At 69.3% G+C, this 22,216-nt stretch carries 18 protein-coding genes and 1 tRNA gene; 2 read left to right on the top strand and 17 right to left on the bottom strand.

The genetic code is table 11. The features are described 5' to 3' along the window. Positions 1-28: 28 nt before the first annotated feature. The 6 genes from chvE to ACWEQG_RS30660 all read right to left on the bottom strand — a co-directional run bounded on the left by chvE (position 29) and on the right by ACWEQG_RS30660 (position 7,252). Positions 29-1,138, bottom strand: a complete 1,110-nt coding sequence (gene chvE / locus ACWEQG_RS30685; RefSeq protein WP_452290029.1) for a multiple monosaccharide ABC transporter substrate-binding protein — start codon at positions 1,136-1,138, stop codon at positions 29-31. Between the two features lie 157 nt (positions 1,139-1,295). Beyond that, positions 1,296-2,285, bottom strand: a complete 990-nt coding sequence (yjfF, locus tag ACWEQG_RS30680; RefSeq protein ID WP_452290027.1) for a galactofuranose ABC transporter, permease protein YjfF — start codon at positions 2,283-2,285, stop codon at positions 1,296-1,298. After that, entirely contained in the window at positions 2,282-3,328 is a 1,047-nt protein-coding gene (locus ACWEQG_RS30675) for an ABC transporter permease (RefSeq protein ID WP_452290025.1), read from the bottom strand. Before ACWEQG_RS30675 ends, yjfF begins: the two co-directional genes overlap by 4 nt. Beyond that, positions 3,325-4,836 (bottom strand): sugar ABC transporter ATP-binding protein, encoded by a 1,512-nt coding sequence (locus ACWEQG_RS30670; protein ID WP_363463235.1) that lies wholly within the window; start codon positions 4,834-4,836, stop codon positions 3,325-3,327. The genes ACWEQG_RS30675 and ACWEQG_RS30670 overlap by 4 nt, the downstream gene beginning before the upstream one ends. A gap of 348 nt (positions 4,837-5,184) precedes the next feature. Further along, positions 5,185-6,189, bottom strand: coding sequence for an ABC transporter substrate-binding protein (locus tag ACWEQG_RS30665; protein ID WP_363463234.1), 1,005 nt, complete (start codon positions 6,187-6,189; stop codon positions 5,185-5,187). Positions 6,190-6,265: 76 nt separating this feature from the next. Continuing rightward, positions 6,266-7,252 carry a LacI family DNA-binding transcriptional regulator gene (locus ACWEQG_RS30660; protein WP_452290297.1) on the bottom strand — a complete coding sequence of 329 codons (987 nt, stop codon included), beginning with the start codon at positions 7,250-7,252 and terminating at the stop codon, positions 6,266-6,268. Between the two features lie 255 nt (positions 7,253-7,507). Here ACWEQG_RS30660 and ACWEQG_RS30655 point away from each other — a divergent pair, with 255 nt between their 5' ends. Continuing rightward, positions 7,508-11,278: an alpha-L-arabinofuranosidase C-terminal domain-containing protein gene (locus ACWEQG_RS30655; RefSeq protein WP_452290023.1), complete on the top strand. Its 3,771-nt coding sequence runs from the start codon at positions 7,508-7,510 to the stop codon at positions 11,276-11,278. Between the two features lie 237 nt (positions 11,279-11,515). Here the strand turns inward: ACWEQG_RS30655 and ACWEQG_RS30650 are convergent, their stop codons facing one another. The 8 genes from ACWEQG_RS30650 to ACWEQG_RS30615 all read right to left on the bottom strand — a co-directional run bounded on the left by ACWEQG_RS30650 (position 11,516) and on the right by ACWEQG_RS30615 (position 18,974). Then, positions 11,516-12,550 (bottom strand): LacI family DNA-binding transcriptional regulator, encoded by a 1,035-nt coding sequence (locus ACWEQG_RS30650; RefSeq protein ID WP_452290021.1) that lies wholly within the window; start codon positions 12,548-12,550, stop codon positions 11,516-11,518. A gap of 153 nt (positions 12,551-12,703) precedes the next feature. After that, a complete protein-coding gene (locus ACWEQG_RS30645) occupies positions 12,704-13,594 on the bottom strand; it encodes a DMT family transporter (RefSeq protein WP_452290019.1) in 891 nt (296 codons plus the stop codon). 220 nt (positions 13,595-13,814) lie between these two features. After that, positions 13,815-14,624, bottom strand: a complete 810-nt coding sequence (locus ACWEQG_RS30640; RefSeq protein WP_452290017.1) for a dienelactone hydrolase family protein — start codon at positions 14,622-14,624, stop codon at positions 13,815-13,817. A gap of 151 nt (positions 14,625-14,775) precedes the next feature. Further along, on the bottom strand, positions 14,776-15,438 hold the full coding sequence (locus ACWEQG_RS30635; RefSeq protein ID WP_452290015.1) for an SRPBCC family protein: 663 nt from the start codon (positions 15,436-15,438) through the stop codon (positions 14,776-14,778). A 74-nt stretch (positions 15,439-15,512) separates the two neighbouring features. Next, positions 15,513-16,886: a CynX/NimT family MFS transporter gene (locus ACWEQG_RS30630; protein WP_452290014.1), complete on the bottom strand. Its 1,374-nt coding sequence runs from the start codon at positions 16,884-16,886 to the stop codon at positions 15,513-15,515. 172 nt (positions 16,887-17,058) lie between these two features. Further along, positions 17,059-17,445: a hypothetical protein gene (locus tag ACWEQG_RS30625; protein ID WP_452290012.1), complete on the bottom strand. Its 387-nt coding sequence runs from the start codon at positions 17,443-17,445 to the stop codon at positions 17,059-17,061. Further along, on the bottom strand, positions 17,442-17,795 hold the full coding sequence (locus tag ACWEQG_RS30620; RefSeq protein ID WP_452290010.1) for a hypothetical protein: 354 nt from the start codon (positions 17,793-17,795) through the stop codon (positions 17,442-17,444). The genes ACWEQG_RS30625 and ACWEQG_RS30620 overlap by 4 nt, the downstream gene beginning before the upstream one ends. A gap of 84 nt (positions 17,796-17,879) precedes the next feature. Then, on the bottom strand, positions 17,880-18,974 hold the full coding sequence (locus tag ACWEQG_RS30615) for a carboxylate-amine ligase (protein WP_452290008.1): 1,095 nt from the start codon (positions 18,972-18,974) through the stop codon (positions 17,880-17,882). Between the two features lie 145 nt (positions 18,975-19,119). On the opposite strand from ACWEQG_RS30615, the gene ACWEQG_RS30610 reads away from it, so the two are divergent. Next, complete coding sequence (locus ACWEQG_RS30610; RefSeq protein WP_452290006.1) at positions 19,120-20,505, top strand: Dyp-type peroxidase; 1,386 nt, start codon at positions 19,120-19,122, stop codon at positions 20,503-20,505. 7 nt (positions 20,506-20,512) lie between these two features. On the opposite strand, the gene ACWEQG_RS30605 is transcribed toward ACWEQG_RS30610, so the two are convergent. The 3 genes from ACWEQG_RS30605 to ACWEQG_RS30595 all read right to left on the bottom strand — a co-directional run bounded on the left by ACWEQG_RS30605 (position 20,513) and on the right by ACWEQG_RS30595 (position 22,216). Continuing rightward, positions 20,513-21,307: a hypothetical protein gene (locus tag ACWEQG_RS30605; protein ID WP_452290005.1), complete on the bottom strand. Its 795-nt coding sequence runs from the start codon at positions 21,305-21,307 to the stop codon at positions 20,513-20,515. 109 nt (positions 21,308-21,416) lie between these two features. Beyond that, a tRNA-Ala gene (locus tag ACWEQG_RS30600) sits at positions 21,417-21,489 on the bottom strand. Between the two features lie 91 nt (positions 21,490-21,580). Continuing rightward, the gene (locus tag ACWEQG_RS30595) at positions 21,581-22,216 is read right to left on the bottom strand and encodes a histidine phosphatase family protein (protein ID WP_363463222.1); all 636 of its coding nucleotides are present in this window, start codon (positions 22,214-22,216) and stop codon (positions 21,581-21,583) included.

The raw sequence follows: 22,216 nt of genomic DNA, 5'->3' as shown, positions 1-22,216 counted from the left end.
GAAAGACGCCTCTCCGGGCCCTGATCCCCTACTTGAGCTGGTCCTCGGTGTAGTAGTTGCTGCCGACGAGGACATCCTTGTAGTTGCCCTTGTCCACGATCACCGGGTCCAGCAGGTACGACGGGACGACCTTGACGCCGTTGTTGTAGTCCTTCTCGTTGTTCACCTCGGGCTTCTCGCCCTTCAGCACCGCGTCGGCCATCTTCACGGTCTGCTCCGCGAGGTTGCGGGTGTCCTTGAAGATGGTGGAGTACTGCTCGTCGCCGATGATCGACTTGACCGACTGAAGCTCGGCGTCCTGGCCGGTGACGACCGGGTACGGCTTGCCGTACCCGGAGCTCTTCAGCGCCGACAGGATGCCGATGGACAGCCCGTCGTACGGGGAGAGCACGCCGTCGACCTTGGTGTCGCCGGTGTAGGTCTTGGTGAGGATGTCCTCCATGCGCTTCTGCGCGGTGGCAGGGTCCCAGCGCAGAATGGCGGCCTGCTTGAAGTCCGTCTGGCCGCTCTTGATCACCAGCGTGCCGTCGTCGATCTTCGGCTGCAGCACCGACATGGCGCCGTTCCAGAAGAAGGTCGCGTTGTTGTCGTCGGGCGAGCCGCCGAACAGTTCGACGTTGAACGGGCCCTTCTTGCCGTCCTCGACGCCGAGGCCCTTCAGCAGCGACGTCGCCTGCTGCACGCCGACCTTGAAGTTGTCGAAGGTGGCGTAGTAGTCGACGTTCGGGCTGTTGCGGATGAGCCGGTCGTAGGCGATGACCGGGATCTTGTTGTCCGCGGCCTGCTGCAGCTGCGAGGTGATCGCGGTACCGTCGATCGAGGCGATGATCAGGAGCTTGGCGCCCTTGGTGATCTGGTTCTCGATCTGGTTCGCCTGGGTCGGGATGTCGTTCTCCGCGTACTGGAGGTCGACCTGGTAGCCCAGCTTCTCGAGCTGCTGCTTGACGTTGTCGCCGTCGTGAATCCAACGCTCGGACGACTTCGTCGGCATGGTGACGCCGATCAGGGCGCCGGCGTTGCCGGCGGCGGTGGACGCCGAGGCCTGGGCATCCACCGTCTTCTGGCTGGAGCCGCAGGCCGTCATGGTCACGGCGACCGCGATGGCGGACACCACGCCCCCGATACGTGCCAATCTCATGCGCTTCTCCTTGTTGGTGAGGGCACGGCAGAGCTGGGTGTGGCTGCTGCCGATGGAGGGAGTGGGTTCACAGAACCTACCAAATCGACTCAAAGTTCACTGGTGTGACCTGCACCTTTGCCAAATCTATAGACGTATCGTCCGTGTGTCGCGGTGCTCACCGGCGTGAGCGGCCCAGGAACAGCCGTTGCAGCAGGATGAAGGCGAACAGCAGCACACCAATGAAGATCTTGGTCCACCACGAGCTCAGCGTGCCCTCGAAACTGATGATCGTTTGAATCAGGCCGAGCACGAGCACGCCGAGCACGGTGCCGAGCAGATAGCCGCTGCCGCCCGTGAGGAGCGTGCCGCCGATGACGACCGCCGCGATCGCGTCCAGTTCCATGCCGACGGCCCCGAGCCCGTAGCCCGACAGGGAGTAGAAGGCGAACAGCAGGCCGCCGAGGGCGGAGCAGAAGCCGCTGATCGTGTAGACGGCGATCTTCGTGCGGGCCACCGAAAGGCCCATCAGGAGGGCCGACTGCTCGCTGCCGCCGGTCGCGTAGACGCTGCGGCCGAGCCGGGTGTAGTGCAGCACGAACGCCGCGATCAGCACGACCACGACGGCGATCAGCGCGCTCGGGGAGACCGACAGGTCGCCGCCGAGGCCGACCCGCGTCTGGGCGATCGCGGTGAACGTCTCGTTCTCGATCGGGATCGAGTCGGTGCTGATCGTGTAGCACAGGCCGCGCGCGAGGAACATTCCGGCCAGCGTGACGATGAACGGCTGGATCTCGAAGTAGTGAATGATCGCGCCCATGCCCAGGCCCAGCACCGCGCCGATCACCAGCACCAGGACGATGACCCCCAGCGCCGGCCAGCCGTCCCTCAGCAGACTCGCCGCGACCATGGTGGAGAGCGCGACGACGGACCCGACCGACAGGTCGATGCCGCCGGTGAGAATGACGAACGTCATCCCGACCGCGACCACCAGCAGGAAGGCGTTGTCGATGAAGACGTTGAGGATGATCTGCCCGGTCGCGAAGTTCTCGTAGCGGATGCCTCCCGCCACGAACATCGCCACGAACAGGCCCGCGGTCACCAGGACCGGGATGTACTTCTGCGGGACCGTGCGATGCAGGCCCGGCAGGCCGGTGATGCTCGTCACGCCGAGACCCTCACCTTCTCTTCGGTCGCCGGGCGCGCCTCGACCGTGCGCATGCGGCGTTGGAAGACCTTCGCGCGGAAGGCCGGGGACTGGATCAGGCAGACCACGGTCACCACGAGCGCCTTGAACAGCAGCGTGGTCTCCGGCGGAACGCCGATCGAGTAGATCGTGGTGGTCAGCGTCTGGATGATGAGGGCGCCCAGCACGGTGCCGCTCAGGGAGAACCGGCCGCCGGCCAGCGAGGTGCCTCCGATGACGACGGCGAGGATGGCGTCCAGCTCGATCCACAAACCGGCGTTGTTGCCGTCGGCGCTGGAGACGTTCGAGCTGATCATCAGGCCCGCGATGCCGGCGCAGAGCCCGCAGAAGGTGTAGACCGTGATCAGCACGCCGCGGGCGCTGATGCCGGCCAGCCGGCTCGCCTCGGCGTTGCCGCCGACGGACTCGATCAGCAGGCCCAGCGCCAGCCGCCGGGTGAGGAACGCGGTGAGGGCGAGGACCACCGCCACGATGATGATGCCGAACGGCAGCGTCAGCCAGTAACCACCGCCGATCAGCTTGTACGGCGAGCTGTTCACCGTGGTGATCTGGCCGTCGGTGATGAGCTGCGCCAGACCGCGCCCGGCGACCATCAGGATCAGCGTCGCGATGATCGGCTGGATCCCGATGCCCGCGACGAGGAAGCCGTTCCACGCGCCGAGGACCACCGACAGCACGAGCGCGAGGCCCACGGCCCCGAGCACGCCGGCCACCGAGTTCTGGTCCGACAGATCGCTGATGCGCAAACAGGCCAGGGCTCCGGCGATCGCCACGACGGAACCGACCGACAGGTCGATGCCGCTGGTGGCGATGACGAGCGTCATGCCGAGCGACACCAGGATCAGCGGAGCGCCGAACCGGACGATGTCGATCAGGCTGCCGTAGAGGTGCCCGTCCTTCATCTGGACCTTGAAGAAGTTGTCGGTGAAGAACAGGTTCAGCGCCAGCAGCGCGACCAGGATCACCAAGGGCCAGAACAGGCGATGTTTGAGGAACCCTCTCATGACCGAGCTCCGCTCGCGATCGTCTCCGTCAGGCTGTCGGTGGTCAGGCGTTCGTCGTTGTCGATCTGGGCGACCAGCTTGCGGTCGCGCAGCACGCCGACCTTGTGGCTGAGCCGCAGCACCTCCTCCAGTTCGGCGGAGATGAACAGCACGGCCATCCCGCCGTCGGAGAGCTCGGCGACCAGGCGCTGGATCTCGGCCTTGGCGCCGACGTCGATGCCGCGGGTCGGCTCGTCGAGGATGAGCAGGCGGGGCTCCAGGATGAGCCAGCGGGCCAGCAGCACCTTCTGCTGGTTGCCGCCGCTGAGATTCCTGATGAGCTGGTCGGGGTTGGCCGGGCGGATGTTCAGCGCGGCGATGTACTTGTCGACCAGCTCGTCCTGCTTGCGCCGCGGGATCGGCCGGGTCCAGCCGCGCGCGGCCTGCAGGGCGAGGATGAGGTTCTCGCGGACGGTGAGGTCGGGGACGAGCCCCTCCGCCCGCCGGTTCTCCGAGCAGAAGGCCAGCTTCCGGGAGACCGCGGCTCGGGGCGTGCGCAAGCTGACCTGCTCACCGCCGATCTTCAACGTGCCCGTGCCCGCGTGGTCGGCCCCGAACAGCAGCCGGGCGATCTCCGTACGGCCCGAGCCGAGCAGTCCGGCCAGGCCGACGACCTCGCCCTCGTGGATGGTGAGCGTGAACGGCTCGATCGCCCCGGAGCGGCCCAGCTCGGCGGCCTCCACCAGCGGCGCGGCCTCGCGGGCCGGCGGGCGGCCCTCCAGCTTCTCCAGGTCGGCCAGCTCACGGCCGATCATCTTGCCGACCAGCTCGACCTGGCTCAGCTCACTGGTGAGGTACTCCCCCACGAGCTTGCCGTTGCGCAGGATCGTCATCCGGTCGGAGATCTCGTAGATCTGGTCGAGGAAGTGCGAGACGAACAGGATCGCGATGCCCTGATCCTTGAGCCGGCGCATCACCCGGAAGAGCTGGGCGACCTCCCCGGCGTCGAGGCTGGAGGTCGGCTCGTCGAGGATGAGCACCTTCGCGTCGATGTCCACCGCGCGTGCGATCGCCACCATCTGCTGGATCGCCAGCGAGTACGACGACAGAGGGGCCGACACGTCGAGGTCGAGTTCGAGGCGGGCGAGGATCTCCGCCGCCCGGCGGCGCATCTTCTGCCACTGGATCCGGCCGAAACGGCGCGGCTCGCGGCCGATGAAGATGTTCTCCGCCACCGACAGGTTGGTGCAGAGGTTGACCTCTTGGTAGACGGTGCTGATGCCCGCCTGCTGGGCGGCGAGCGGGCTGTGGAAGACGACGCGCCTGCCCTCCAGCTCGATCTCGCCGGCGTCGATGTCGTACACGCCGGTCAGCACCTTGATCAGGGTCGACTTACCGGCGCCGTTCTCCCCCATCAGCGCGTGGACCTCGCCCGGCAGCAGCCGGAAGTCGACGCCGTCCAGTGCCTTCACGCCGGGGAACTGCTTGCCGATCCCGCTCATCCGCAGGATCGGCGCGGGTGCGGCCATGCGGCGCCCCTCTCTGCTCTGTGTTTCCCGCTCACCATCGGGGCGCTCACTTCCGCCGTCTTCCCTCGTCGCGCTTGGTCGCTTCGCTCCCGCGCACTCCTCAGTCCAGATCGGCGGCGCACCCCTCAAGATCGCTCGGTCCTGTTTCCCGCTCACCGTCGGGGCGCTCACTTCCGCCTGGTCGTGCCGGAGGCGCGCATTCGAACGCCTCCCTCGTCGCGCTTGGTCGCTTCGCTCCCGCGCACTCCTCAGTCCAGATCGGCGGCGCACCCCTCAAGATCGCGCGATTCTCGTGACTTGTCCTCGCGGGGAAGGGCCGTCCCCGCGTGGGGACGGCCCGGAACCCGATCAGTACTTGCGGTTGGGCAGGGCCTCCTTGGCCTGCTCCTGGGTGAAGGTGGTCTCCTCGGTCACCACCCGCTGGGGCACCTGCTCACCCTTGACGACCTTCTTGGCGAGGTCCATGAGCTGGGTGCCGAGCAGCGGGGAGCACTCGACGATGTAGTTGATCTTGCCGTCGGCGAGGGCCTGCATGCCGTCGTGGACCGCGTCGACCGTGATGATCTTGATGTCCTTACCAGGCACCTTGCCCGCACCCTCGATCGCCTCGATGGCGCCGAGGCCCATGTCGTCGTTGTGCGCGTACAGCACGTCGATCTTGGGGTTGGACTTGAGGAAGGCCTCCATGACCTCCTTGCCCTTGGCGCGGGTGAAGTCGCCGCTCTGCGAAGCGATGATCTTGAACTTCGGATCGGCGGAGATGATCTCCTGGAAACCGGACTTGCGGTCGTTGGCGGGCGCGGAGCCGGTGGTGCCCTCAAGCTGGACGATGTTCACCTCGTCCTTGCTGTCCTTGTACTGGTCCACCAGCCACTGGCCGGCCTTCTTGCCCTCCTCGACGAAGTCGGACCCGAGGAAGGTTTTGTACAGGCTGGTGTCCTTGGAGTCCACGGCCCGGTCGGTGAGGATGACCGGGATCTTCGCGTTCTGCGCCTCCTTGAGGACGGTGTCCCAGCCCGACTCCACCACCGGCGAGAAGGCGATCACGTCGACCTTCTGCTGGATGTAGGAGCGGATGGCCTTGATCTGGTTCTCCTGCTTCTGCTGAGCGTCGGAGAACTTCAGCTCGACGCCGGCGGTCTTGGCCGACTCCTGGATGTCCTTGGTGTTGGCGGTACGCCAGCCACTCTCCGCGCCGACCTGGGCGAAGCCCATTACGATCTTGTCGTCGCCACCGGACGAGCCGCCGGCCGAGCCACCGGCCGTCGTCGAGCCGTCGTCGCTGCTACCGCAACCGGCCATCGTCAGGGCCGTGGCGCCGGCCAGGATCAGTGCCGAGATCCTCTTCAACACTGTGGGATCCTTTCATTTCTGTTAGCGCTAACACCTCAGGTGGGCGCAGCGCTGATCATTCGTTGTCTCCGTACGGCTAGCGCGCGGCTGTGCTTCCCCTGAACACGAACTGGGGAGGCACGACGAGACGCTCATGGGGGAGCGGCTCGCCCGACTCGATCTGCCTGAGCAGCACGTCGATGCTGCGCCTGCCGACGGCCCCGAAGTCCTGTCTGATGGTGGTGAGCGGCGGGGAGAAGAACTCCGACTCAGGGATGTCGTCGAAGCCCACGATGCTGATCTGCTCGGGGACCTTCACCCCCTCCTCCGTGAACGCGCGCAGGAGCCCGAGCGCCATCTGGTCGTTGGCGACGAACACCGCGGTGACGTCGCCGGCCATGGCGGCGAGCTGCTTGCCGGCCCGGTAACCCGAGCGCGGGCTCCAGTCGCCGGTCAACGAGCCGGGGACGGGCCGGCCCGCGGCGGTCAGGACCCCGCGCCAGCCCTCGATCCGGCCCTCGGCCTCCAACCAGTCGGCCGGGCCGCTGACATGCCAGACGGTCTCGTGTCCGAGGTCGAGCAGGTGCGAGGTCGCCAGCCTGGCGCCCTCGACCTGGTCGACGCTGACCACGGAGACGTCGCCCTGATGCCAGCCCTCGACGGCCACGGCGGGCATGCCCGCCGGCAGGTCGTCGAGCGCCCGGGCCGCCGAACGCTGCGGGGCGACGACGACGATGCCGTCCACCCCCTGCTCGGCGAGGTAGCCGATCGCGTCGTTCACACCGGCCCTGTCGATGGTTCGCAGGCTCACGATGCTGACGAAGTAGCCCGCGTCCCTCGCGGCCTGTTCGATTCCGTATACCGTGCTCGCGGGGCCGTACAGCGTCGTGTCGAAGCTGACCACGCCCAGCGTGCGCGAGTGCTTGGTGACCAGTGCCCGGGCGACGAGGTTGCGGCGGTAACCGAGCTGGTCGATGGCCCGCATGACCCGGGTGCGGGTCTCGGCGCGGACGTTCGGATGGTCGTTGAGCACCCGCGAGACCGTCTGGTGCGACACCCCGGCCAGCCTGGCCACGTCGGCCATGACGGGCGGGCGGCGGTCGACGTTCGGTCTCACTGGCGCTCCTCTCAACTGCTTGGGAAGACTGTGAGCGTTAACACGACCTCCCGTCAAGGAGGCGGCCGGTTACGGTCCGGTCACACCGAAACATCGCGTTAACCTCCTATTGACGGACATGCCATAGGGCTCTTAACTGGGGGCCGAATCCAGCTTGTTAGCGCTCACTATGCGATCACCCGGCAATGTTAGCGCTAACAGATTCGCGGAGGAGCCCCCCATATGATCAGAAAGGCCTGGTCACTGGCCTTATCGGCGGCCCTGTTGAGTGGCACGGTGAGCGGCGTGCTCTTCACCACGCCCGCTCAGGCCGAAACCGCCGACCCGGTTCCCGCGGGCGCGGCCGTCGACCAGTTCGACGCCGCCGCGCTCGGTCCCGACTGGCAGGTTCTCAACCCCGACGACACGCAGTGGTCGCTGCGCGAGCAGCCCGGCAGCCTGCGACTCCACTCGCTGAAAGGCGACACCTACCAGACCGACAACTCGGCAAAGAACATCTTCCTCATGGACGTCCCCGCCGGGGACTTCGAAGTCGTCACGAAGTTCAGCGCCCCGGTGGCGCTCGACTACCAGAGCGCCGGCATCTTCGCCTGGCAGGACTGGGACAACTACGTCCGCACCGGCCTCGCCCACGTCGGATCTTCCGGCGGCAACGTGATCGAGACCGACACCGAGGTCAAGGCCGCCTTCACCGCGGCGTTCGCGAGCCGCCCCGGCTCGACCGGGGAGATCCTGAAGCTGACCAGGTCGGGGAACGAGTTCACCAGCGCCTACTGGGACGGCTCCGGTTGGGTGCAGGCGTCCAAAGTAACCGCCACGCTCGACGTCAAGCAGGTCGGCCTGTTCGCGCTGTCCGCGCAGAACGGCACGCCCGTCACGGCCGACTTCGACTACTTCGCCGTCAAGACGGCCGAGGGCAGGACGGTCGTGCCGTCCGGGCCGTTCACGCTGCGCGCGGCCGGCGCCACGCCGTACCTGTCGGTTGCCGAGGACGGGCGGGTCGCCGCCTCCGGCGCCCAGGGCATGACGAGCCTCGCGCTCACGGCCCAGGACAAGGGCGACGGCACGGTGACGCTCGAGGACCTGAACGGCAAGGGCTACCTGCGCGTCGCCGGCGACTCCACGCTGCGCCTCGGCTCCGCGGCCGGAGCGTTCCAGCTGCGTGACGCGGGCGGCGGCAAGGTGTACCTGTCCGCCGGGGGCAAGCAGGTCGCGGTGCGCGACGGCACGCTCGTCGCCACGGCCCAGGACTCAGCGGCACAGGGAACGAAATTCCAGGTCGAGGGTTACGCCGAGGACGTCGGCGAACTCAAGGTGGACACCACCGCGGCCGGCACCAAGGTCGGCCCCAACCTGTACGGCATCTTCTACGAGGACATCAACCACGCGGCCGACGGCGGCCTGTACGCCGAGCTCGTACAGAACCGGTCCTTCGAGTTCGACTCCGTCGACAACCGGAGCTACAACGGCCTGACCGCGTGGACCAAGGTCGAGCGCGGGGGCGCGACCGGTACGGCCGCGGTCACCGGCGACCAGCCGCTGAACAGCAACAACCGCAACTTCCTGCGGCTCGACATCGCCACACCCGGCACCGGCGTCGGCGTGCGCAACGCCGGCTTCAACAGAGGCATCGCCGTGCAGGCCGGCAAGGAGTACGACCTGTCGCTGTTCGCCCGGCGCACCAGTGGCGGCCCGATCACCGCGACGATCGAGAACGCCGACGGCTCGAAGGTGTACGGCACCGCCACGATCGACGCGCAGTCGGCCGAGTGGAAGAAGTACACCGCGACGATCACCGCGAGCGGGACCAGCGACGCGGCACGCCTGGTCGTGCTGGCCGGCGGTGCCGGCCGGGTCGACCTCGACATGATCTCGCTGTTCCCGAAGGACACCTTCAAGGGCCGCCCGAACGGCATGCGCAAGGACCTCGCCGAGACGATCGCGGCGCTCAAGCCGCGCTTCCTGCGCTTCCCCGGCGGCTGCGTGACCAACGTCGGCACCTACGACCCGTACTCGCTCAACCAGGACCGGCGCCGCATCTACCAGTGGAAGGAGACGCTCGGCCCGGTCGAGGAGCGACCGACCAACTTCAACTTCTGGGGCTACAACCAGACGTACGGCATCGGCTACTACGAGTACTTCCAGTTCGCCGAGGACCTGGGCGCCGAGGCGCTGCCGGTCCTGTCGGTGGGCGTCAACGGCTGCAACGAGAATCGGCCGCTGACCGACGAGGCCAAGCTGCGGCGCTGGGTTCAGGACACGCTCGACCTCATCGAGTTCGCCAACGGCCCGGCCGACTCCACCTGGGGCTCCAAGCGGGCGGCCATGGGACACCCCAAGCCGTTCGGCCTGAAGTACATCGGCCTCGGCAACGAGGAGATCTACAACGAGTTCTTCACGAACTATCCCAAGTTCGCGAACGCGATCCGGGCCGAGTACCCGGACATCAAGATCCTCTCGAACTCCGGCCAGACCTCCCAGGGCGCCTGGTTCGACCGCATGTGGCAGTTCGCGCGTGACCAGAAGGCCGACCTGGTCGACGAGCACTACTACAACGACCCGAGCTGGTTCCTGGCCAACAACCACCGCTACGACACCTACGACCGCAACGGCCCGCACGTGTTCGTCGGGGAGTACGCCTCGAAGGGCAACACGTACTGGAACGCGCTGACCGAGGCGTCGTACCTGACCGGCATCGAGCGCAACTCCGACGTCGTCGAGCTCGCGTCGTACGCGCCGCTGCTGTCCAACGTCGACTACGTCAACTGGACGCCGGACCTCATCTGGTTCGACAACGACCAGGTGTACGGCTCGCCCAGCTACTACGTGCAGCGCATGTTCTCCCGCAACGTGGGCGACACCGTGTTGCCGAGCACGTACAAGGCGAGCCCCCTGCCGGTGGACGACATCAAGGGCGCCATCGGCCTCGGCTCCTGGAGCACCCAGGTCCGCTACGACGACGTCAAGGTGACCGGAGCCGACGGCACGGTTCTGTTCAGCGACGACTTCTCGAACGGCGCGGGCAAGTGGACTCCCGGTCAGGGGACGTGGGGCGTGCAGGACGGCGCGTACGTCCAGACGGCCAACGTGACCGACGCCCGGTCCACAGCCGGCTCGGCGGACTGGTCCAACTACACACTGGAGGTCACGGCCCGCAAGACCGGCGGCGCCGAGGGCTTCCTGGTGATGTTCGGCGCGAAGGACACCGGCGACTTCTACTGGTGGAACATCGGCGGCTGGAACAACACCCAGTCGGCCATCGAGAAGGCCACCAACGGCGCCAAGTCGTCGATCGCGACCTCCGGCACGACCGTCCAGACCGGCCGCGACTACACGATCAAGATTCAGGTCGCCGGGCGGCGCATCACCACCTGGCTGGACGGCCAGAAAATCAACGACTTCATCGACAACGCCTCCGTCGAGCCGCTCTACCAGGTGGTCTCGAAGGACAGCGACACCGGCGACGTCGTGATCAAGGCCGTCAACGTCCAGGACACCGCCGTGCGCAGCACGGTCGGCCTCGGCAACGCCAAGATCGCCCCGAAGGCCGTCGTCACCTCGCTCACCGGTGACCCCGCCGCCGTGAACTCGCTCACCGAGCCCACGAAGATCGCCCCCGTCGAGCGGGAGGTGAGCGGCTTCTCCGAGTCGTTCACCTACGACTTCCCCGCCCACTCGGTGACGTTCATCCGCCTCGGTGAAGACACACGGGCCGACACCACCGTCACCGCCCACGCCTCGCCCAAGCAGGTGAAGCAGGGCAAGAAGGTCCAGGTTCACTACAGCGTCAGCCCGAAGGGCGCGACCGGCGAGGTGACCGTGTCCGAGGGCGCGACCATCCTCGGTGAAGGCACGCTCAACCCGGGCGGCCAGGGCAAGACCGAGCTCGGCCTCGACCTGCCGGCCGGCACGCACGAGCTCACCGTCTCCTACTCCGGTGACGCCCGCTTCCGGCCCTCGACCACCACCCTCACCCTGCAGGTGAAGCCGTAGGACCCGCAGGTGAAGCCGTAGGACCCGCCACCCGGCGGCCTCCACCCGCGAGCGGCGGCAGGCGTGTCCACGCCTGCCGCCGTTCCTCGCTGTGTCCGATCACCGCAGCGGGCGGTCCAGCCGACAGCCCGCTAATGGGATATCCGGAGGAAGGCGTGTTCCACGCGTCCCGCCGGGGGCCTAGACCGGCGGGACGCGGTTTTCCGCCCGGCTCGCTCGCGAGCCGGGCGGAAGCTCTCAGGGGCTCACGCCGGTGCTCTCCCTCACCACGAGTTCGGGTTCCACCATGCGTCTCGCCTCGCCTTCCGCGCCCGCGATGCGGTCCAGCAGGAGCTGGAACGCCTGCCGTCCGACCTCGCCGAAGTTCTGCCGTACGGTCGTCAGGGGCGGCCAGAAGTAGGCCGCCTCGGGGACGTCGTCGAACCCGACGACGCTCACGTCCTCGGGAACCCGCCGGCCCGCCTCCCGCAGGGCCCGCAGCACGCCCATCGCCATGTGGTCGTTGGCCACGAAGATCGCCGTCACGTCGGGCTCGCGGGCGAGCCGCTTGCCGATCTCGTAACCGGAGTGGGCGGTCCAGTCGCCGACCAGCGGCTCGGGAACCTCTCTGCCCTCCGCCTCCAGCGCCGACCGCCAGCCTGCCACCCGGCCGTTCGCGTCGATCCAGTTGGGCGGGCCCGACAGGTGCCACACCGTGCGGTGACCGAGACTGAGCAGGTGGCGGGTGGCGCGGGCGGCGCCGGCGCACTGGTCCACCGCCGCCACCGGCACCGGCAGGTCCGATCCCCCGCCGACGTCGACCACCGGGAGCCCCGGGGGAAGATTCCGCAGCCCCTCGGCGGCCGACTCGTGCGGCGCGACGACGATGACGCCGTCCACCGACTGGGACCGCAGACGGTCGATCCCCCTGGTGATCCACCTGCGGTTGAGCGCGGGCAGGCTGGCGATGCTGACGAGGTAGTCGCTGTCCCTGGCCGCCTGCTCGATGCCGAACAACGTGGAGGCCGGGCCGTACAACGTGGTGTCGAAGCAGACGACCCCCAGCACGCCCGAGCGGCCGGTCACCAGGACCCGCGCCGCCGAATTGGGCCGGTAGTCCAGCTCGCGGACCGCCGCGAGAACACGCGCGCGGGTCTCCGGGCGCACCTTCTCCGGGGCGTTCAGCACTCTCGACACCGTCATCGCCGACACCCCCGCCAGCTCCGCGACGTCCTCCATGACCGCCGCCCTGGGGCGTTCGGCCGGCTTCTCTCCAGGCCGGACTTTCGTCATCCGCCGCGTCCCCGCTCGTTCGTCAGGTTTCCTGAGTGTTTGCGGTAACAGCGAGCCCTGTCAATACTGACATGACCACTGTTGCGTCACGAGCCTTGCGAAACACGTTCCGCCTGGTGACCGCGTATTCGTACCACTCACGAGATGGTATCGCTAACAGCTCGCTTCGCCCTGCTGTGACGCTCCCGCCGGTTCGCCGCGCAGCTCACCGCGGGCGAGCCAGGCGAGGGCGCACAGGAGCACGACCGCGCCACCAGCCTGTACGGCGGACACGCGCTCCCCGAGCAGCACGACGCCGATGACGGCGGCGACGAGCGGTTCGATCAGGGACAGGACCGACGCCGTGGTGCCGCCCACGACGCGCAGCCCCGCGAAGAACAGCCCGTACGCGAGGGCCGTCGGCACGGCCGCCAGGTAGCCGAGCAGCAGCACGTTGGTCACGGCGTGCCCGGCGGGCAGGAGCCCTCCGGCGGCGGCGAGCGGGAGCAGGCAGGCCGCGCCCCCGGCGAACCCCCACACGGCCACGCCGTCGGCGGGCATCCGGCGGGTCGTGAGGGTGACGAGGGAGTAGGCCGCCGCCGACAGCAGCGAGTAGCCGGCGCCGGCCGGAGTGACCGCGTCCGCCCCTCCCACGAGCATGGCGAGGCCGCAGACGGCGAGCGCGGCGCACCCGAGGCCGGTGCGGCGCAGCGGTTCGCCCAGGAAGACCCGGCCACCGGCCGCCACCAGGAGCGGGGTCGCGCCCATCGTGATCATCGTGGCGACCGCGACCCCGGCCTGGGCGATCGCCGCGAAGTAGGCGGCCTGGCAGATTGCCATCGCGGGGCCGACGAGCAGCACCGCCCGCCAGGAGGGGCGGCTGCGGGCGACGGCGAGCAGGAGCACCGCGCCGCAGGCGAAGCGCCAGAACGACACGGCGACGGGACTCAGCTGTCCCGCGCCGTGCAGCAACGCCCCCGCCGGTCCCCCGGTTCCCCAGGCGATCGCGGCGGTGGACACGTAGACGAGGCCCTGCCGTACGGACAGGGCTGGAGCATGGTTCATCGACGTCTCTCCAGTGAGGTGGGCCCGATTCCCGTACGCGGGCAGGAGCCACCGGCCGGGCCGCCCGGGCCCGGCTCACCGGAGGACGCCGCCCGCTAGCGGGCGGGCGGCGGAGAGACGATCAATGTCACGCGGGCACCGTAACGCGCCCAAGCGGCTCGCCGCATCACCATTTAGGCACTTTCGGGGGTGCCGGTGCGCGCGGCCGGAGCAGGAAGGCTTAGTCTTGCATCGTGGCAGCCCGAGGCGAGGTCAGGTCGCCTCGGGCTGTCCGTTCTCCCGGACGCTCCCCGGTGAGGAATCCCAGGATCCGCGCCCAGGCGTCGCCGCAGGCCTCGGCCAGCTCCGGGCGGCCCAGCTCGAAGAAGCCGTGCGGCGCCCCCGGATAGGTGACGAACTCGCGCGCCACCCCGGCACCGTCGAGCGCCTCGCCGAACGCGCTCACCACTTCGGGGGAGATGCCCTCGTCGGCGCCGCCGAACAGCCCCAGGATCGGCCCGCGCAGCTCGCCGGCCATCTGCGTCGGGCCGGGGTTGCCGAACAGCACGTCCGGATAGCCGTACAGGCCGATCGTGCCGGCGAGCCCGAAGCCGGGCCGGGCCGCCATGAACGCTAGCCTGCCCCCGAAGCAGAAACCGAGCGAGACGATCTCCTCGCACCCCTCGGCGCGCAGATGCGCGGCGCCCGCGGCGATGTCGGCGAAAAGCCCGTCCTTGTGCGCCCTGCCCAGGTGCTCCATGAAGGGGAAGTCCTCGGGCCGGGGGCCGGTGCCGGCCGTACGCCCGAAATAGTCGATGGCGAGAGCGGTGTGGCCCTGCTCCGCGAGCCGCTCGGTAAGACGCTCGTAGAACCCCGACAGCCCCCGGTTGTCCGGCAGGACGAGCACCGCCGCGCCGGACGGACGGCCGGGCCGGGACAGGAAGGCCGCGAATCCCGCTCCGTCGGCCGAGGTGAGAACGGCACGCCCGGAGGTCACGGTCGTACGCGGAGAGCCGTGGACGGGCGGCACGGCATCGGGTTCGTAGCACACGGGCGGCATCCCTATCGATCGATCCAATGGATACGCCCGTGAGGCTATAGGAACGTTTTGCCATCATATCATGGCTGAATAAATTTTCGATCTCCTGCAAATAACAAGCCCATCTCCCGAATATCGGGAGATGGGCTTGCCGATGCCTGGATCAGATCACCGGACCGGGCGTGTCGCGCGGCGGCAGCGGGCCGGTGCCGGGGACGGGACCCGTGCCGGGAGCGGGCGGGATCGGGCCGGTGCCGGGCGGCGGCAGCGGCGTCTCGCGCGGATACCCGGGGTTCACGGTCTGGGGCGGCATCGGCTCGCCGATGTCATACCCCGTGCCGGACCCGCCGGTCCCCGTGCCGCCCTGCTGGTGCGGGCCGGGAACCTCACCACGCCAGCCGCCGGTCTCGCTGCCGCGCGACTCGATGAAGGTCTTGAAACGCTCCAGGTCGCCCTTGACCCGCATGCGGACGATCTGCAGGGCGTCCGCGGCCTTCTCCAGGAAGCCCTCGGGGTCGTACTCCATCTGCAGAGTGACGCGGGTGGTGTCGTCGTCGATCCGGTGGAAGGTGACGACGCCGGCCTGCCGCGGCGTGTCCACCGAGCGCCAGGCCACCCGCTCGTCAGGGTGCTGCTCGGTGATCTCCGCCTCGAACTCCCGGCGGACACCCGCGATCTCGACGACCCAGTCGGTGCGCGTGTCGCCGATCTGCTTGACCGACTCCACGCCCTCCATGAACTCCGGGAAGCTCTCGAACTGCGTCCACTGGTTGTACGCGGTGCGGATCGGGACATTCACGTCGATTGACTGCTCGATCGAGCTCATGCCTTCTCCTTCTCTCGTGGGTTTCTGCACCTACGCCTGCCCCGAGAGGGAGAGGTAAACCCGGATGAGCGGCCTCAGCGGGAGGCCGACCTGCGGCGATCATCTCCTCGGCCCGCACCGCGCCGCCCGGCCGGACGGGTCAGGCGCGGCCGGGCCGCGGTGACGCCGTCACCCGACCGCGCACGCCGCGCCTTGTCGGCGGACCGGCGCATCCGCCCCACCACGAGGTCGCGCACGCCCCGCGAGACGTGGTCGTCGCGCCGCCCGCCGGGCGCGGACCCGGGCGTGGACGGAGTCTCGTCTTCCAGCACGCGGTCGGCCGCGGCGTACCAGCCGGTGACCACCTGCACGGCGAGCGCGGCGAACAGCAGGCCGAACGGCAGCACCCATCCACCGCTCATCTGGTGCAGCAGGCCGAACGTGATCGGCCCCGCACCCGCGATGAGGTATCCGGCGCTCTGCCCGAAGGCCGACAGCGCGGCGGTGCCCGCCGCGGTGCGGGTCCGCATGGCCAGCATCGCCAGCGCGAGCGGGAACGTGCCCCCGCCGACGGCCACGAGGATCGACCACGCCCACAGCGCCTGCCCGGTGAGCAGGCCCGCGAAGCCCACCGCGTACAGGGCGGCGAAGGCGATCACCATCGGGCGCTGGCCGGACAGCCGAGTCGCCAGCGCGGGCACCGCCATGGAGACGGGAATGCCGAGCCCGGTGAACACGGCGAGGACCAGACCGGCCTGCCCGGCGGTGTAGCCGTTGTCCCGTAGCAGCAGCGGCAGCCAGCCGAACATCACATACGCGATGAGCGACTGCGAGCCGAAATAACCGGCCACGGCCCAGGCGAGCCTGCTGCGCAGGAGGCCGTCGGCTCCGGCCCTCACGGAGGTGTCGCGCCGCTCCGGCTCACCGCGCCTGAGCGCGAGCCACGGAATCGCGGCAACGGCGGCCAGGACCGCCCACACCCCGAGTGCCACATGCCAGTTGCCTCCCGCGGCCTGCTGCACGGGAACGGTCGCGGCGGCGGCGACCATCGTCCCGGCCGCGAGGGCCGTCGAGTAGACGGTGGTCATCGCACCCGCCCGCCGGGGGAAGTGCCTCTTGATCAGCGCGGGGATGACGACGTTGCCGACCGCGCCGCCCGCCAGCGCGACCGTGCTGGCCGCCATGAACGGCACGGCCGAGTCGACGAGGGAGCGCACGGCCTGCCCGGCCGCGAGCAGGACGATCGCGGCCAGCAGCAGCCTGTGCTCCCCCATCCTGCGGGACATCACCGGCGTCAGGGCGCCGAACAGGGCGAAGCTCATCACCGGCAGCGTGGTGAGGAGCCCCGTCATCGCCCCCGACAAGCCGAGACCCGTGCTCACCTCGTCGAGAACGGTCCCAACGCTGGTCACCGCGGTGCGCAGGTTCAGCGCGGCGAGGGCGATACCTCCGGCGATCAGCCACGCCATCGATCCGCGCCGTGCTCCCCATGGTGCCCTCCATGGTGCTCGCAGCACGCCCCTTCGCGTCTCGACGGCACTCATCGCCGCAACATCTCCCCTCATCCAGTCATCCTACGATTTGCACCATACCAAAGCCCCCATCGCTCTCGTTTGTTCCCTTGCTTCCCGAGAAGCCGTTTTACGAGCGGCGGACGCCGCGCAGCAGCCAGAGCAGACCGACGACGGGCAGCACGAGCGGCACGAACAAGTACCCGCTGCCGTACCCGGACCACACGGTCGCGTGCGGGAACGCGGCGGGGTCGGCCAGGCTCAGCGTGCCGATCACCAGCACCCCGGCCAGCTCGACCAGGCAGGCGGCCACCGCCAGGCGCCGGGCGCCCCGGGCCAGCGCCACCGTGAGCACGATGTAGACCACTCCGGCGAACGCCGACAGCGCGTACGCCAGCGGCGCCTCGGCGAACCGCGTGGCGATCTGCACGGCGGCGCGGGACGTCGCGGCCAGCGCGAAGATCCCGTACACGGCCACGAGCACGCGCCCCGGCCCGGCACCGGAAGGAGCGCTCATGCGCCCGCGTTCCAGAGCTGCAGCAGCCGCCCGGTCATCACGGCCACGGTGAAGGCGGCCACGGCGATGACCCCCGGGCCCCAGCGCGTACGCTCCGCACGGCCCCACCACATGGCGGCGGGCGGGATAACCGCGGTGCCCGCAAGGTAGCCGATGAAGGTCGCCTTCTCGGCGACGTGGCCGAGCCCGGCCAGCGCGAAACCCGCCTGCGCGAGCACGGCCAGCTCCAGCAGTCCCAGCCCGGCCAGCAGCACCGGCCCCATCGGCCGGTCCCGCACGGCGGTGACGACGGCGGCCAGCGCCAGCAGCAGGGCGGCGCCGATCAGCCAGCCGGAATACGCGCCGTTCACGCCGCGCTCGGGGCGGGGATCGCAGATGTGGCCAGTGACATGGCCAGTAGATTATCGGTCCGATCTCCCGCCCCGTCACGGGCACTAGCGCTGCCGGGTCTCGGCGAGCAGCAGGTCGACCGCGTCCTCCGGCTTCCCGTCGACCGCGTACGCCCCCCGCTGACGGGAGGCGGAGCTGCCCCGGCGCAGGGCGGCGTCGGCGAGCTCCGAGACGGTCTCCCAGTCGCCGAGATCCTCCAGGGTCGGCCGCAGTTCCTCCAGCATCCAGGCGATGAGCCGCGGGGCCGGCTCCGGCCGGCTCGTCACCGGTGACAGCAGGTCGCCCTCCAGCCCGTCCCGCGCCGCCCGCCAGTTGGCCGCCCGCAGCAGCGCCAGGCGCTGCTCGCCGACCGGCGGCTCGCCCCGCTCCACGGCCTCCATCTCCCTCGTCATGAGGGCGCGGAAGAACCCGGCGAGCAGCACCACGTCGTCGGCGAGCGGGCAGGAGTCGCAGATGCGCATCTCCACGGTCGGCACGTGGGCGCTGAGCCGCAGGTCGAAGTAGACCATGCCCCGATCCTCGATGACGCCGGAGGCCACCAGGTCCTCGGCCGTCCTGTCGTACTCGGCCGCGTCCGCGAACGGGCCCAGGGGCCCGGCCGTCGGCCAGCGCTGCCAGGTCAGCGCCCGGCTGCTGGCGTACCCGCTGTCCTCGTCCATCCAGTACGGCGAGCTGGCGCTGAGCGCGAGCAGCGGGGGAAGCCACGCCTCGACGCGCTGGGCGGCGAGCACCGCGACGTCCCTGTCGTCGATCTCCACGTGCACCTGCGCCCCGCAGATGAGCTGCTCCTCGGCGAGGAACCGGTAGGACTCCGACAGGTAGCGGTAGCGCTCCCCGGGAGTGAACGTGTAGCCCTCGATGCCGGTGATCGGGGTCGTGCCGGAGGCGATGACGCCCACCCCCAGCGGCTCGCCGGCCGCCACGAGCGCCTGGCGCAGCCGTACGATCTCGGCCCGTACGTCGGCCAAATCTTCCATCGGGGTGCTGTTGGTCTCCACCACCGACCGCTGCAGTTCGGCCGCGAACCCCTCGTCCGGCAGCCGCTCCAGCATCGACTCCGCCAGCGGCGTCAGCCGCCGGGTCTCGAGATCGACGACAAGGAACTCCTCTTCAACGCCGACAGGCCGTCTCTTCGTCATGACCGATCACTACCCCCGTGGTGCGGAATAGGCCTGACCTGGCGAGTCCCCGCACAGGGAAAGTCAGAGCACACCGAACCTTTTCCGTGGATGATGACTCTTATCGGTGGGGGCCCGACATTTCCACTACGGGGAAGGAATCGACATGCCTGTCGACCTGTCCAACGGGAAGCCGCTCGCATGGGATTCGGCGAAACTCGACGCCGACACCAAGGCGATGCTCGACAACCTGCAGCCGAACATTCTGCAGGGGCACGTACGGGAGAGCCTGTCCCTGCTGCTGGTGCGCTTCGGCGACGGCCCAGACGGCAGGCGCTTCCTGCGCTCCCTCGTGCCGCTGATGAAATCGGCCAGGAAGCATCTGGAGGAGGTCCGCGACTTCAACCGCTCGAAGAAGCCCGGCACGCCGTACGTGGGCGTGGGAATCAGCAAGCTCGGCTATCTCAAACTGGGCGAATCCACCACGAAATTCACCGACAACGCGTTCAAATCGGGAATGAAACGGCGTAAGGACACGCTGAGCGACCCCGCGGTCGGCGCCTGGGAGAAGCACTACCAGGAGGAGATCCACGCGATCGTGCTGATCGGCGACGCCACATCCGAGCCGGTCGCCGCCACCCGCACGCGGGTGCTCGCGCTGCTGCCGAAGACCGCGAAGATCGTCGGGGAGGAGAAGGGCGAGGGCCTGCGCGACGCCCAGGGCCGGGGCATCGAGCACTTCGGCTACGTGGACGGCCGCAGCCAGCCGCTGTTCCTCGCCGACCAGGTGGCCGCCGAGTCCGGCACCAACTGGAATCCGTTCTTCCCGCTGAGCCACGTGCTCGTCGCCGACCCGCTCGCCCCGCACCCGAGCCGGCACTTCGGCAGTTATCTCGTCCTGCGCAAGCTGGAGCAGAACGTCCGCGCGTTCCGCGAGGCCGAGGAGTCCCTCGCCGACGCGCTGGGGCTGAAGGGCGACGACCGGCCGCTCGCGGGCGCGATGCTGGTGGGCCGGTTCCGCAACGGCACCCCGCTGCGGCTGCACGGCAAGCCGAGCTCCGAGGGCCACCCGGTGCAAAACGACTTCAGCTACCGCGACGACCCCGGGCCGAAGTGCCCGGTGAGCGCGCACATCCGCAAGGCCAACCCGCGCGACTCTCGGGACGGCGGGCTGGAGCGCGCGCTCGGCGTCATGATGGCCCGGCGCGGCCAGACGTACGGCAGGCGCACCGACAGGCCGTGGGACGACGCGCCCCCGAAGACCAGGCCGACGGGCGGGGTGGGCCTGCTGTTCATGGCCTTCAACTCCAGCCTGCAGGCTCAGTTCGAGTTCACCCAGCAGACCTGGGCCGACAATCCCGATTTCCCGGCCGAGGGCACCGGCCACGACCCGGTGATCGGCCAGGGCAAGCGGGACGTCAAGGTGCGCTACCCGAAGGCATGGGGCGACACGAAACTCAGCGCGCCCCAGCGGCAGATCCCCCAGACCGTGACGATGAAGGGCGGCGAGTACTTCTTCATGCCGTCGCTCGCCTATCTCAAGAGCCTGTGACCCTCCGTCAGGCGCGGGAGCGGCCGACGTAGACGTTGCGGGCGCGGTAGTAGGTGGTGGCTCTCGGGCCCGGGGAGCCGGACGAGCCCTCCATCTGCAGGTTGATGATCAGCCACATCGGCTTGCCGACGAAGCCACGGGCGTGGTGGACGGCCTTCCACTGGCCGTCCACGTAGTAGTGGATGTCCACGTCCGTGGCGCTCACCTTGGTGATCCAGGCCCGGTAGGTGTGCCAGGAACCGGGCGACGACACGCCCACGATCGTGCTGTCCACGTCGGACGAGGTCCGGAACGTGTTGAACCAGTTGCGGCTGTCGCCCTTGAACTCCAGGATGTCGCTCTCGGGCGGCCAGCTGTTCACCCCGGTGAGCCAGAACGCCGGCCAGGTCCCCCGAGACGACGGCGCCTGGAAGTCTCCCTTGACCTCCCAGTTGGGGAACTGGTCGTTCACCACGACCTGGTCGCGGGCGTGGATCGCGCCCGAGTGGTAGTGGATCGCCGGATGCGGGTCGGCCGTGCTCGTGCCCTCGTCCCAGGTGATCCTGGTGGCCGTCAGCGTCAGCACCCCGCCGGACAGCGAGATGTGGTTGTGGTCGCTCGGCGAGCCGTACATCCGGGCGGAGCCGTTGTGGTCGGACCCCCAGGGATACAGGTACTTCCACTCCGACTCCAGAGCGGAGTAGCCGGCGAACGAGCCGGTGTCGACGACCGTCTCCCACGCCGCCGCGTGCGCCGGGGCCGGGGCCGTGAGGGCCGAGCCCGCCACGGCGGCCGCGAGGAGGAGGGCACTGTGACGTCTCACGCCGGAAGAGTCGGACAGCGGCCGGAGGCGAGTCAACGTCCGCGGCGAGGCCCTGCGCGGGCCCGCAGGTCATGCGAGAGACGAGCGTGAAAGTTCCAGTCGTCGTGGGTGGAGCTATGGGGATTCGAACCCCAGACCCCTTCCATGCCATGGAAGTGCGCTACCAGCTGCGCTATAGCCCCTTGCCACCGCTCCGGGTGCTCCCGGCGCGGCGCTCGGAGAGCATATAGGTATGCCCGTCCGTTTACCTAATCGTCACCGGTCACACCCGTATCAGGCGTCGGCGGTGGCGGCCGGGCTGTCGTCGCTGCTGATCGGCTCCGGCAGCGTGCCGGCGTTGTGCTCCAGCAGGCGCCAGCCGCGGCGGCCCTCCTCCAGGACCGACCACGAGCAGTTGCCCAGGCTGCCGAGCGCGGACCACAGCTCCTGCGGCAGCCCGAGCAGCCGGCAGATGCCGAGCCGCAGCGCGGCGCCGTGCGAGGCGACGACCAGCAGGCCGTTCTCGTCGAGGCGGGACGCCCAGCGCCCGATCGCGTCGGCGACGCGGTCGGCGACGTGCGCCACGTCCTCGCCGCCCGGGGCCTCCCACGCCTCGTACTCGACCGGCCAGCCCGCCCTGATCTCGTCGCGGGTCAGGCCCTCCCACTCACCGCCGCCGCGTTCGCGCAGGTCCTTGTCCACGGCGACGTCGAGTCCGGTGAGCCGGCCGAGGGCCGACGCGGTGTCGTACGCGCGTCGCAGGTCGGAGGAGACGAGCATGGTGGGCCGCAGCGCCGCGAGCAGGGAGGCCGCCCTGGCCGCCTGCGCGACGCCGGTCTCGTCCAACGCGATGTCGGTGTGCCCCTGGAAGCGTTTCTCGACGTTCCACAGCGTCTGCCCGTGCCGCAGGCAGACGACGCGACGGCTCAT

It is taken from the genome of Microbispora sp. NPDC004025, from assembly GCF_053604425.1.
Note: the sequence above shows the minus strand (reverse complement) of the source record. Positions and strands in the feature narration are given on the sequence as shown.

Coding starts and splice junctions, on each gene's coding strand:
- chvE (WP_452290029.1), bottom strand. CDS start 1,138: ATGAGATTGGCACGTATCGGGGGCGTGGTGTCCGCCATCGCGGTCGCC.
- ACWEQG_RS30675 (WP_452290025.1), bottom strand. CDS start 3,328: ATGAGAGGGTTCCTCAAACATCGCCTGTTCTGGCCCTTGGTGATCCTG.
- ACWEQG_RS30670 (WP_363463235.1), bottom strand. CDS start 4,836: ATGGCCGCACCCGCGCCGATCCTGCGGATGAGCGGGATCGGCAAGCAG.
- ACWEQG_RS30660 (WP_452290297.1), bottom strand. CDS start 7,252: ATGGCCGACGTGGCCAGGCTGGCCGGGGTGTCGCACCAGACGGTCTCG.
- ACWEQG_RS30655 (WP_452290023.1), top strand. CDS start 7,508: ATGATCAGAAAGGCCTGGTCACTGGCCTTATCGGCGGCCCTGTTGAGT.
- ACWEQG_RS30650 (WP_452290021.1), bottom strand. CDS start 12,550: ATGACGAAAGTCCGGCCTGGAGAGAAGCCGGCCGAACGCCCCAGGGCG.
- ACWEQG_RS30645 (WP_452290019.1), bottom strand. CDS start 13,594: ATGAACCATGCTCCAGCCCTGTCCGTACGGCAGGGCCTCGTCTACGTG.
- ACWEQG_RS30635 (WP_452290015.1), bottom strand. CDS start 15,438: ATGAGCTCGATCGAGCAGTCAATCGACGTGAATGTCCCGATCCGCACC.
- ACWEQG_RS30630 (WP_452290014.1), bottom strand. CDS start 16,886: ATGGCGTGGCTGATCGCCGGAGGTATCGCCCTCGCCGCGCTGAACCTG.
- ACWEQG_RS30625 (WP_452290012.1), bottom strand. CDS start 17,445: ATGAGCGCTCCTTCCGGTGCCGGGCCGGGGCGCGTGCTCGTGGCCGTG.
- ACWEQG_RS30615 (WP_452290008.1), bottom strand. CDS start 18,974: ATGACGAAGAGACGGCCTGTCGGCGTTGAAGAGGAGTTCCTTGTCGTC.
- ACWEQG_RS30610 (WP_452290006.1), top strand. CDS start 19,120: ATGCCTGTCGACCTGTCCAACGGGAAGCCGCTCGCATGGGATTCGGCG.
- ACWEQG_RS30595 (WP_363463222.1), bottom strand. CDS start 22,216: ATGAGCCGTCGCGTCGTCTGCCTGCGGCACGGGCAGACGCTGTGGAAC.